The 13,952-nt window shown below is 43.6% G+C and carries 4 protein-coding genes and 1 pseudogene; all 5 read left to right on the top strand.

The features are described from left to right. Positions 1-70: 70 nt before the first annotated feature. A pseudogene (locus H8796_RS11475) lies at positions 71-1,961 on the top strand (rhamnogalacturonan lyase). Positions 1,962-2,099: 138 nt separating this feature from the next. Then, positions 2,100-6,428: a two-component regulator propeller domain-containing protein gene (locus tag H8796_RS11470; protein ID WP_117937087.1), complete on the top strand. Its 4,329-nt coding sequence runs from the start codon at positions 2,100-2,102 to the stop codon at positions 6,426-6,428. 202 nt (positions 6,429-6,630) lie between these two features. Beyond that, complete coding sequence (locus H8796_RS11465; protein WP_117937047.1) at positions 6,631-9,594, top strand: glycoside hydrolase family 2 protein; 2,964 nt, start codon at positions 6,631-6,633, stop codon at positions 9,592-9,594. Between the two features lie 132 nt (positions 9,595-9,726). Beyond that, positions 9,727-10,605 carry a sialate O-acetylesterase gene (locus H8796_RS11460; RefSeq protein WP_117937045.1) on the top strand — a complete coding sequence of 293 codons (879 nt, stop codon included), beginning with the start codon at positions 9,727-9,729 and terminating at the stop codon, positions 10,603-10,605. Between the two features lie 206 nt (positions 10,606-10,811). Continuing rightward, positions 10,812-13,943: a TonB-dependent receptor gene (locus tag H8796_RS11455; protein WP_117937043.1), complete on the top strand. Its 3,132-nt coding sequence runs from the start codon at positions 10,812-10,814 to the stop codon at positions 13,941-13,943. Positions 13,944-13,952 lie beyond the last annotated feature (9 nt).

The following is a 13,952-nucleotide window of genomic DNA, read 5'->3' as shown; positions in this document are numbered from 1 at the left end:
TCGTACATTCAAAAAAGGAGTAATTTTGCGAGTGAATAAATATAATAAGTTCCAAACCGATCAAACAAATATGAGAAAAATTGCAATTTATCTATTGTGCATATTCATGTTACCGCCTGTTGCAACAATGACGGCACAAACCGGTTATAACTATTCAAAGTTACAACGGGAGAAACTAAACCGCGGTGTAGTTGCCATTCGCGAGAATCCTTCAGAAGTGATCGTTTCATGGAGGTATCTTTCTTCTGATCCGATACAAACCGGCTTTAATGTGTACAAAGACGGGGAAAAACTGACAGACACACCTGTCACAGTCAGCACCCTGTTTCGTGATAAGAACAACAGTCAGAAAGCAGCAGTTTACGAAGTGCGTCCCGTTATAAAAGGAAAAGAGACACATCACATTGACGGTACATACACACTTCCGGAAAATGCGCCTTCCGGCTATCTGGAAATTCCCCTGCAAAAACCGGCAAACGGAGTCACACCGGCGGGCGAGACTTATACTTACAGCCCCAATGACGCCTCTATCGGGGATGTAGACGGTGACGGCGAATACGAAATTATCCTGAAATGGGATCCCAGCAATTCACGCGACAACTCACACGAAGGTTATACGGGTGAAGTATATATCGACTGTTACCGAATAGCTGTGGCGTATCAACTTGGGTAAAAACATACGTGCAGGAGCTCACTACACCCAATTCATGGTGTACGACCTGGATGGTGACGGCAAAGCGGAAGTGGTGATGCGGACTGCCGACGGAACAATAGACGGCAAAGGAAAAGTAATAGGAGACGCAAATGCGGACTATCGCGAAGAGGGAACTTTCGACCCAAGCAGAAATCAGATAATGAAACAAGGACGCATCCTGAAAGGTAAGGAATATCTGACCGTCTTTTCAGGAGACACCGGTGAGGCACTGCACACCATCGACTATATCCCTGCCCGTGGCAATGTTACCGATTGGGGAGATGCAAAAGGTAACCGAAGCGATCGCTTCCTGGCCTGCGTTGCTTACCTTGATGGAATACATCCGAGTGTTGTAATGTGTCGGGGATACTACACACGCACAGTTCTAGCCGCATTCGACTGGAATGGGAAAGAACTGAAAAACCGGTGGGTATTCGACAGCAACAATCCCGGATGCGAAAATTATGCCGGACAAGGAAACCACAATCTGCGTGTAGGCGACGTGGACGGTGATGGATGCGACGAAATCATCTATGGTTCGTGTGCTATCGACCACAATGGCAAGGGACTTTATTCTACCCGAATGGGACATGGAGATGCCATCCATCTAACTCATTTTGACCCTTCACGAAAAGGTCTGCAAGTGTGGGACTGTCACGAAAACAAACGTGACGGCTCCACTTATAGAGATGCTGCAACGGGAGAAGTATTGTTGCAAATCAAAAGTAATACCGACGTAGGCCGTTGCATGGCGGCAGACATCGACCCGACTCATCCGGGCGTAGAAATGTGGTCGGGAGATTCGCAAGGGATTCGAAACGTAAAAGGAGAAGTCATTGCTCCCAAAATGAGAAATACGCCTACCAATATGGCCGTTTGGTGGGATGGAGACCTATTGCGTGAAATGCTGGATAGAAACATGATTATTAAATATGATTGGGAAAACAAGAAGTTTGTCCCGCTTGTCAAATTCACGGGGACTCTTTTCAACAATGGAACGAAATCAAATCCTTGCCTACAAGGTGATATGATAGGCGACTGGCGGGAAGAAGTACTCGTGCGCTCCGAGGATAACGCTTCTCTTCGTCTCTATGTGTCGACTATCCCAACCGAATACAGATTCCATACCTTCCTTGAGGAACCCATATACAGAATCAGTATCGCTACCCAGAATGTTGGCTATAACCAGCCAACGCAACCCGGATTCTATTTCGGGCCGGATCTTATCAAGATGAAGGGTACTTTCAGAGGCTATCAATTCAAGTAAACATTGTATTAAAAGTATCAGCGCCAACCACAAATACACATCTATTGCCCTTAGTATATTCGCTATACAAAGGGCAAATTTGTTTAAAATCCAAAGAAATAACTATCTTTGCCTGTATATAACACATATAAATCCACTATGAAGAAGAATACATACCTTATATTCTCGCTTTTATTTCTTTATCTCTATCCACTGTCGGCTTCCATTGAAATTCGATCCAATAAGCTGACTACCGGAGATGGATTAGCAAATAATTCGACCCGTTATATGATGCAGGACAGTAAAGGATTTATCTGGTTGGGAACTCTCAACGGATTAAGTTATTATGACGGCAATTCTTTCGTCAATATCTATCCGGATATAAACAACCCGCTCTCATTGGCCGACTCCCGCATCCGGAGCATGGAAGAAGATCCGAATGGTTTTATGTGGATCTCCACTATTTCTTCTTTCATCAGTTGTTATGATTTGCGGCACGGCTGCTTCGTGGATTTCACGGGAAACGGGGAGTACAAGGAAAACTATTCCAAGTTCATCATCGTTTCCGACAACTCTATCTGGTTATGGCATAACCAGAACGGTTGTCGTAGAGTCGTTTATCGTGACGGAAAGTTTTCATCACAGACGTATAAAGAAAAATCTGGCAATCTGCCTTCCGATAAGGTGCAATTTGTTCTGGAAAGTGCGAAAGGAGAAATCTGGATTGGTACGAATAAAGGATTATTAAAGTATCAAAATGGTAAAACAAACAATCTCGACCCGCATCAGCAGAGTTGGGAGCACATCATCTCTTATGATAAATATACCTGTATCATTACTGATAAAAATGAAATCTATCGCCACACCTATTCTGCAGATAAATTGGAGAAAGTTGCATCGCTAGCTGAAAGTTTTGATGATACGAGCCGTGTTACAGGCAACTTCCTTTTGCAAGATAAATGGGTATTGTTCACTGCCAACGGCAGCTACATATTGGATATCCCGACCGGAAAACTAAGCCGTTACACAGAATTGAACATCAAGAACGGTGCAGTCACCAGAGACAATAAGAAAAATGTATGGGTACACAACTATACCGGCGACTTATGGTATGTAAACATAACCACCGGTAAAATCAAGCCTTTCCAATTTCTTTCCTCCAAACATATCGGTTACATTGATGTGGAACGTTACAGCATCGTACACGACTCACGGGACATTCTCTGGATATCGACTTATGGGAACGGACTTTACGCTTACGAACTATCGACAGGTAATTTACAGCACTTCACATTCGAAGTCAATCAATCCAGCCATATCAACTCCAACTATCTTCAGTTTGTAATGGAAGACCGTTCCGGAGGCATCTGGGTAAGTTCCGAATTCTCGGGATTATCCCACCTGGAAATTCTGAATAAAGGGACACAACGCCTTCACCCCAGCGGTGAAAATAGTTCCGACCGCTCGAATACCATTCGTATGCTCTTCCAAACTCAAAACGGACATATCTATATGGCCAACCGCATGGGCAGCCTTTACGAATACAACTCTGCCCTGACCAAAGTACTCCGGCAAGAAGATTTCACCCATAACGTGTATAGCATGAATGAAGATTCGGAGGGAAACTTATGGCTGGGAATGAGAGGACTTGGCCTTCGCATCGGTGCCAACCAATGGTATAAGAATGACGCCAAGAACCCTAACTCTCTTTCCAACGACCAGGTTTATTCTATCTATCGGGACAGGAAAGGACGTATGTGGTTAGGTACTTTCGGTGGAGGATTAAACTTAGCAGTAAAAACGGCCGACGGCTACCAGTTTAAACACTTCTTACAAGACAACTACAGTGAAAAGCGCATACGCGTCATCGAAGAAGACAAAAACGGACAAATGTGGGTAGGCACCAACAATGGTATCTATATCTTCCATCCGGATTCACTGATTGCATCACCCAAGAATTACGTGATTTACAATCATGCCAACGGCACATTCCCCAGTAACGAGATACGGTGTTTGATGAACGATGATGAAGGCAATATGTGGATTGGTACAGCCGGAGCAGGATTTGCAGTTTGCCATCCGGGAGACAATTATGAACACCTCACTTTCGATTGCTATGACATAAAAGACGGATTGTCCAATGCAGTTGTGCAGTCCATCATTCAAGATAAGGACAACAAAATGTGGATCGCAACCGAATACGGAATTTCCCGTTTCACCCCGGGTACCCGACAAATAGAGAATTACTTTTTCTCTTCTTATACTTTAGGAAATGTATACAGTGAAAACACCGCTTGCGTCAGCAACGACGGAAAATTGCTGTTTGGTACAAATTATGGACTGGTAGTACTGGATGCCAACAAGATAGAAAATCTAGATAAACCTGCTTCCGTCATCTTCACCGGACTTCAGATCAATGGCGCACACATGCTCCCGGGAGTGGAAGACTCGCCTTTACAGGAAGCCATACCCTATATTGGCGAACTGAACCTGAAATACTATCAGAGTTCATTCACGATTTCTTTCTCTACTTTCAATTACCTGGATGGTGTATCCAAATACTCTTATAGCCTCCCTCCATACGACACGGAATGGAGTTCGCCCTCTAACCTCAACTTTGCCACTTACCGGAATCTACCTCCGGGTAAATATGAACTTCATGTGAAAGCTTGTAACGCTGCCGGTATCTGGGGAGAAGAAAACGTGATGGAAATCATAATAGCTCCGCCTTTTTGGAAAACCGGCTGGGCTTATCTGATTTATGCCATTCTAATTGCTATAGCAGGTTATTTCAGTTTCCGCATTATCAGAAATTTCAATGCTTTGCGTAACCGTATCGCCGTTGAAAACCAGTTGACGGAATATAAGCTGGAATTTTTCACCAATATTTCCCACGAATTCCGCACTCCGCTGACACTGATTCAAGGTGCTTTGGAGAGAATCGTCAATATGGGGAATCATTCCAAAGATATGCAACACTCCCTGAAGATCATGGACAAGAGTACGAAGCGAATGTTGAGACTTATCAATCAGTTGTTGGAATTCCGGAAAATGCAGAAAAACAAACTCGCCCTCTCTCTGGAAGAAACAGATGTCATTGCTTTCTGCTATGAGATATTCCTTAGTTTCAAGGACGTGAGTGAATCCAAAAACATGGATTTCCGTTTCGAACCTTCGCTAAACTCTTACAAAATGCCTGTGGATAAGGGAAATCTCGACAAAGTAGTCTATAACCTGCTCTCCAATGCCTTCAAATATACTCCTTCCAACGGAAAGATTATATTCAAAGTAGATATACAGGAACAGAAGAAACAACTCTGTATACAGGTGATCGATACGGGATTGGGCATTCCGAAAGAGAAACGTGCCGAACTGTTCAAGCGCTTTATGCAAAGCAGCTTCTCACACAGCAGCGTAGGCGTAGGGCTACATCTTACCTATGGCTTGGTCAACATGCACAAAGGAACAATTTCTTATAATGAGAATGAAGGAGGCGGTTCAATCTTCACCGTCGAACTGCCAACCGATGCCAGTGTTTATGAAGAAAAGGATTTCCTTGTTCCCAACCAGTTATTGATTGAGGAAGAAGAGCAACGCCATAAGGAATTTGTTACAGATGAAAAAACGGACGAACCGGAGGCACCGTCCGTACCGTTGAACAAACGGAAAGTCTTGATTATCGAAGATGATAATGATGTCCGCGAATTTCTGAAAGAGGAAATCGGCCATTATTTCGAAGTAGTAGCAGAAGCGGATGGTATCAGCGGATTCGAACGTGCACAGACTTATGATGCGGACCTTATTATCTGTGACGTGTTAATGCCGGGCATGACAGGATTTGAGGTGACCAAGAAGCTGAAGAACGAGTTTGCCACCAGCCATATCCCCATTATTCTGCTGACCGCTCTCAATATGGAAGAAAAATATCTGGAAGGTATCGAATCCGGTGCGGATGCTTATATCACCAAACCATTCAGTATTTCTTTATTACTGGCCAGAATTTCCAAACTGATAGAACAACGTGACAAGTTGCGGGAAAAATTCTCCAATGAACCGGGAATTGTTCATGCGGCTATCTGTACGAACAACAAAGACAGCAAATTCCTTGCAAAACTGAACGAGATGCTGAACGAGCACATGGTGGAAACGGAATTCTCTGTAGATGACTATGCCAACCTCATGGGATTGGGACGTACCGTGTTTTATAAAAAAGTACGTGGCGTCACCGGATATTCTCCAAATGAATACCTGCGTGTCATTCGCTTGAAGAAAGCTGCGGAATTATTGTTGACCGAAGATCTGACCGTTGCTGAAATTTCATATAAAGTGGGTATCAACGACCCCTATTATTTCAGCAAGTGTTTCAAGAATCAATTCGGAATAGCACCCTCTGTTTATCAAAAGAACGGTGGAAAAGCTCCGACCTCCAATACCACAGCAGGAAACACGGAGCAGCCCGCTGAAGAAAAAGGAGAAACGAATGCTTAAACAGAATACATGATAACTGACTGATAATAGTACACATTCTCTCTGCCAATGGGATTATGTGTACTATTATCTGAAATTATGTACAAACATCAGTCACACTTTTCCATCAAAAGATAAAAATTACATTATTTCCGTACTTTAATACCGGGTGTATCTTCTTTCAATACACTTTCTTTGCAGCAGAACAATTTAATTGATTATCATGAAACACAAATTATTCCTTTTCGTATTTCTGCTGACTACCCTGTCTGTTATCGACGGACAGGCATCCGAACGCAAAAAATACAACTTCAACAGTGAATGGAAGCTGCAAATAGGAGACTTTCCTAAAGCCAAAGACACTAAATTCAACGACAGTGAATGGAAGCAAGTAACTTTGCCTCATGCTTTCAATGAAGATGAAGCATTTAAACTCTCCATCGAACAATTGACAGATACAGTGGTGTGGTATCGCAAAAGTTTCCGGATTCCGGAACTGAAAAGTAACCAGAAAGTATTTATCGAGTTCGAAGGAGTACGTCAACGTGGAGACTTCTATCTCAACGGTCATAATCTGGGCAGACACGAAAATGGCGTAATGGCAGTGGGATTCGACCTGACTCCATATATGAAGGAGGGTGAAAACGTAATTGCCGTTCGCACCGATAACAACTGGATGTACAGAGAAGAGGGAACCAACTCCAAATTTCAGTGGAACGACCGCAATTTCAATGCTAACTATGGCGGTATCCCCAAAAATGTGTTTCTGTACGTTACCGATAATGTATATCAAACTCTTCCCTTATACAGTAACCTGAAAACAACAGGTGTCTATGTGTACGCCAAAGATTTTGATATAAAAGGGCGTAAAGCAACCATTCATGCCGAATCAGAAGTCAGAAACGACAGTAAATCTCCCCGCCAGTTCAGTTATCAAGTGACTGTACTTGATGCCGATGGCAAACGATTGAAGACTTTCCAAGGTGATAAAGTGACTTTAAAAGCAGGAGAGACTAAAACGGTAAAGGCATCCGCCATTATCAATAATCTTCATTTCTGGAGTTGGGGATATGGTTACCTGTATACGGTAAAAACTGCCTTGAAAGATGACAGCAATCAGATATTCGATGAAGTCAGTACCCGCACCGGATTCCGTAAAACACGCTTTACTGAAGGAAAAATAGAATTGAACGACCGTGTTATCCAAATGAAGGGATATGCGCAACGTACCAGTAATGAATGGCCTGCAGTGGGTCTGTCCGTACCAGCCTGGTTGAGCGACTTCTCTAATGGTCTGATGGTAAAAGGAAATGCAAACCTGGTTCGTTGGATGCACGTCACTCCATGGAAACAAGATGTAGAATCTTGCGACCGTGTAGGTCTGATACAGGCAATGCCTGCCGGAGATGCAGAAAAAGACCGTGAAGGACGCCAATGGGAGCAACGGGTGGAACTGATGCGCGATGCAATCATTTATAACCGTAACAACCCGAGTATCTTGTTCTACGAATGTGGCAACAAAGCTATCAGCCGTGAACATATGATAGAGATGAAAGCTGTTCGTGACAAATATGACCCGTTTGGCGGACGTGCTATCGGTTCACGTGAAATGTTGGATATTCGTGAAGCGGAATACGGCGGCGAAATGCTGTATATCAACCGAAGTGAGCATCATCCGATGTGGGCTACCGAATATTGCCGCGACGAAGGTTTAAGAAAATATTGGGATGAATACAGTTATCCTTTCCATAAGGAGGGTGACGGTCCGCTCTATAAAGGTAAACCGGCCACTGATTATAACCGTAACCAAGATGAACTTGCCATTACCATGATAGCCCGCTGGTATGATTATTGGCGTGAGCGTCCCGGAACAGGTAACAGGGTCAGCTCCGGCGGCACTAAAATTATCTTCTCTGACACCAATACCCATTACCGGGGAGCGGAAAACTATCGCAGAAGTGGAGTGACAGATGCTATGCGTATTGAGAAAGACGCCTTCTATGCACATCAGGTGATGTGGAACGGATGGGTAGATACGGAAGAAGACCAGACCTACATTATCGGACACTGGAATTATCCTGAAAATACAGTAAAACCCATACATGTGGTATCTACCGGGGAAGAGGTGGAACTTTTCCTGAATGGTAAATCTCTGGGTAAAGGCAAACGCCAATACAATTTCCTCTTTACTTTTGACAACGTAACATTCAAATCGGGTAAACTGGAAGCAGTCAGCTATAATCAAACAGGAAAAGAAATCAGCCGCTACGCTATACATACAGCCGGTGAACCAGCCAAACTGAAACTTACCGCTATTCAAAATCCCGAAGGATTCCATGCAGACGGTGCAGACATGGCTTTAATACAGGTGGAAGTTGTAGATAAAGACGGAAAACGTTGCCCGTTGGATAATCGTACGGTTCAATTCACGCTTAACGGTCAAGCAGAATGGCGTGGAGGGATTGCCCAAGGTGAAAACAATCATATCCTTGATACAAAACTTCCGGTAGAATGTGGCATCAACCGTGCACTGATCCGCAGCACAACCACTGCCGGAAAAGTAACTCTGACAGCACAGGCTAAAGGATTACCTGCCGCCACACTCACATTGGAAACAGTACCTGTAAAAGTAACTGAAGGCTTGAGCACTTATCTCCCGCAGGAGACTTTAAAAGGACAACTGGACAGGGGTGAGACTCCTTCTACCCCTTCTTACCAAGATAGCAAAAAAGGTGTACGCATCGTTTCAGCAAAAGCCGGTTCCAATAACAGCGATGCTGAAAAGAGTTATGATGATATCGAACTGACGGAATGGAAAAATGACGGTAAGTTGAGCACTGCCTGGGTTACTTATACACTGGAGAGAGAGGCCGAAATAGACGATATATGTATCAAATTGCAAGGGTGGCGTTCACGCAGTTATCCATTGGAAGTATATGCCGGAAACACCCTGATTTGGAACGGAAATACAGATAAGAGTCTGGGGTATATTCATCTCAATGTAGAAAAACCGGTACGTGCCAACACTATAACCATTCGCCTGAAAGGAAATACCAGTGACAAGGATGCTTTCGGACAGATCATTGAAGTAGAAGCCAAAGCTGCCAATAAAATGGAACTGGAAAAGAGCAGTAGCAAAAACCAGTTAAGAATCATTGAAGTAGAATTTCTCGAAACAATCAAATAAATAGTTTTCAACAGGTATTAGCTTTCTCACACGATTGTTAGTTTGATAAGAAGTCCTCCCGAACGATTATAAACGTGAGGAGGACTTTTTATTATCTCAATAATTTATAAAATCATAAAACATTGTTCTATCATGAAAAATTTATTGATCCTTTTTATACTTGCATTCAGTTGCAACTGTATGGCAGGCAACAACGAACCTGCCCATGTAATTATCACCGCCGGACAATCGAATACCGACGGACGCGTACCTAACGACCGTTTACCAGACTATATCAAAACAATGGCAACAGATACGGCTTTTACTGCAGGAGCCTACAAGTATTGCAAAATAGCCCAAAACCGTACAGACGGTAAATTCCGTCCCTTCTGGCCTAAAAGCAAAAGAAGGGCCAAACCCAATACCTGGGGATACGATGCTGTCACCTACTATTGGTTGGAACAGCTGTGGCAGGAACCGTTCTATGTTATCAAATGGGCAATCGGCGGAACCTCCATAGAGCCTTCCACCACTTCGGATAAATCTGTCCACTGGTCAGCGAACCCGGAATGGTTGGCAAACAACGCATCGACCAGTGAGAAAGGACGTTCATTACTCCTGTCTTTCATCAATGATATCGACGGTTGCATTGACAACACATTATCCAAATTGAAAAACGGTTATCAAATTGACGCATTCCTATGGCATCAGGGAGAAAGTGACCATGCTTACGGAGACAAATATTACGAGAACCTGAAAGCGGTAGTCACCTATGTGCGTAATCACCTAAGTGCAAAAACAGGAAAAGATTACTCCAACCTTCCTTTTATTTTCGGTACGGTGGCTAAAAAGAACAAACAATATGGCAGCGAAGTGGAAGCCGCCATGAAACGTTTTGCCAAGGAAGACAAGAATGCCTATCTGATAGATATGTCGGATGCGGAACTAATGGGTGACCGTTTGCATTTTAACCAAAATTCGGCTGAATATTTGGGCAAACAGATGTACGAACAGATAAAAGCAGTCCGTTGAAAAGGCTATATTTGTACTTTCATAGGGGATCGCGTACAAATACCAAACGTGTTTTTTAGCGATTAGTATGAAATTACATCTTTTCCGTACGAATATTTGAGCGTAATTTCTTCTAATACGCTTCCTTTGCAGAGGAAGTCAGGCAAACGGCAAACCGTGTCCGCATCTTCTATTATTTACTAATTTAATCACTTAGATATATCAACATGAAAAACATTTTGCATGGAAATGGCAGTCTGGGGAGGAGGATTCAATATCTCCTTCTAATGACTCTGTTCGTAGTACAATCTACCCTGTCGTTCGCACAAACCCGAACGGTGACAGGTGTAGTCGTAGATGAGAAAGATGAACCGATTATCGGTGCAAACGTCACAGTGAAAGGAACTGCCAAAGGAACGATTACTGATTTAGACGGTAAATTCGTACTCTCGGCTCCCAAAAGTGCCAAACTGCTGGAAGTGTCCTTTATCGGATATAATACTCAAACAGTAACTATCACCGATAAAATCCTCCAAATAAAACTGTCAGAGTCTGCTATCGCTTTGGATGAGGTTGTAGCTATCGGTTACGGTAGTGCTAAGAAAGGAAATGTGACCGGAGCCATTGCCAAAGTAAATGCTGAAAAGCTGGAAGACCGGGCTACAACCAATATTGCCTCTTCCCTGCAAGGACAACTGGCAGGTGTAGAAGTTCGCAGTACTACCGGTGAACCGGGTTCCGAATTACAGATTCGCGTACGTGGAGCCGCCTCTATTAATGCGGACGCCACTCCTTTATATGTAGTGGACGGTATTCCTGTCGATGATCTTGGCAGTCTTAACCCCGGAGACATACAGTCTATTGAAGTATTGAAGGATGCTTCCTCATCAGCCATCTACGGTTCCCGTGGTGCCAATGGCGTTGTTTTGATTACTACCAAACAAGCCGGTGCAGATGAAAAAGTCAGGGTACAATTCCAGGCATCTTTTGGTATTCAGTCATTGGAAAGAAAAGTAGATGTATTATCCCCGGAAGAATGGATTGAATTTCGTACAGCATATAATAATAACAGATATATTTCTCAATATGGAAGCAAAGGGGCAACGATTGAGGATGATTACGCCACCCGCCTGGCAATGATCGGTGGAAAGGAAAGTTATTATTTCCTGAATGACCCCCGCTGGACAGAACCGGGTTACGGTAATTTGCAATTGATTGATTGGCAGGACGAATTTTTCCGCCTGGCTCCAATACAGAATTATCAGTTGTCTCTTTCAAGCGGGCGTGGTAACACCAAATATCGCGTATCAATGGGATACACAGATCAACAGGGTATCGCTATTGAAAGCAACTATAAACGTTTGAATTTCCGTGCCAATGTGGAATCCAAGATATTCAACCGGATTACTGTCGGAGTAAACCTTGCACCATCAGCCAACTGGAGCGATGGTGGACGTGTAGACGGTAAAGACCGTCAGGCTACAAACGTGCTGACTATGGCTCCGCTCGCAGAACCGGAGGATGGCATCTATACAGGATCCGGCTCACGCGGCTATTATCGTTGGACAAGCTTCAGCAAAATAAGCCCGATTGCTTACATGGAAGAAGTGACAAACCATGGCGAAAGCGTCCGGCTCAATTCAGCAGCCTATGTAAAAGCGGATATATGGAACGGTCTCAAAGCTGAAGTCACCGGTTCATATAACTTCAGCAGCACTCAATCCCGTTCATTCATTCCAAGTAGTGTAACCAAATATCGTACAGATAGCGAAGGCTACAAAACAACTGCAAGCCGTTCTGAATCACGCAGTAATAAATTTCTTCTTCAAACGATTCTGCATTATGATAAAACAATCGGCAAACATACTGTCGGTGCAATGGCTGGTTACTCAATGGAAAGTTCCGGCGGTTCTTCCAGCAGACTAAGTGCAACCCAATTCCCCGATAATTCTCTGGAAGTATTCGATATGGCGGACGTTGTATTAACAGCTGCAGCAGCCTCTGTTTCCACTCCTTCCCGCCTGATGTCTTATTTCGGGCGTTTACAATACGAATATGATGACCGCTATCTGCTGACTGCAAGCATCCGCCGCGATGGTTCTTCCCGCTTCGGTAAAGCAAATCGTTGGGGGGTGTTCCCGGCCGTTTCTGCCGCTTACCGTATTTCAAACGAAAAATTCTGGCCGAAAGACTTCGTTATGAACTCATTGAAACTGCGTGCCAGCTGGGGAGCAAACGGAAACAATTCTATACCGACAAATACAGCTCTTGCCAAATTAAGCAGCGCCAATTACTCATCCGGAACAATCATCAATGGTTTTGCTCCTACATCGCTCGCTAACCCCGACCTCGGCTGGGAAAAGACCGAAAGCTGGAACGTTGCCTTCGACATGGGATTGTTCAACAATCGTATTTTCATTTCTGCCGATTATTATGTGAAAACAACCAAAGACCTGCTATATCAGGTGACTGTTCCCGCATTACTTGGCTTCACCAAAGCATGGGGAAATATCGGTTCTATCCGTAACAAAGGTTTTGAATTGGAAGTAACTACGCAAAACCTCACAGGAAAATTGAAATGGAGTACTTCTCTGAACGTTTCTTATAATCAAAATAAAGTCCTTAGCTTGGGAGATGATAATAGCACTGTATTTACAGGGTATGACAGTACCACGCAGGTATTTATGGTAGGTCAACCCTTAAGATCTTTCTATATGTACGATGCAGTCGGAGTCTATCAGACACAGGCAGATTTACAAAAATACCCTGTGATGCAGAATACGAAAGTAGGTGACGTACGCTATCGGGATGCCAACGGTGACGGAATTATCAGTGATAGTGACCGTACCTTAATGGGGAAACCTGACCCGGATTATACTTTCGGTATAACAAATACTTTCAAGTATAAAAACTTTGATTTATCTGTCCTGGTTACAGCACAAACTGGGGGACATATCTACGGAGTATTAGGACGTGCAATGGACCGTCCGGGTATGGGAGCTAACGGTAACGTGCTCTCTCACTGGAAAAATATGTGGAAATCAGAAGCAGAACCGGGCGACGGTAAAACTCCGGGGATCGACAATGCCAATACAGGCCAATTCTATGACAGCCGTTGGCTATACAGCACAGATTTTATTAAAATCAAAAACGTAACATTAGGATATCGTCTTCCACTTAAAAAGAAATTCGTACAAAATGCAAGAGTTTATTTATCTGGGGAAAATCTCCTGATGTGGGATAAATATGACGGCGGTTTCTCACCGGAAGCCAATAATGGCGGTTCAACGGGGGATTATGATTACGGTTCATATCCACAAGCCAGAGTGATTACTTTAGGAGTTAATGTTACATTCTAAATCAAAAAA

This window comes from Bacteroides sp. M10, from assembly GCF_014334015.1.
GTDB classification, from domain to species: domain Bacteria; phylum Bacteroidota; class Bacteroidia; order Bacteroidales; family Bacteroidaceae; genus Bacteroides; species Bacteroides intestinigallinarum.
Note: the sequence above shows the minus strand (reverse complement) of the source record. Positions and strands in the feature narration are given on the sequence as shown.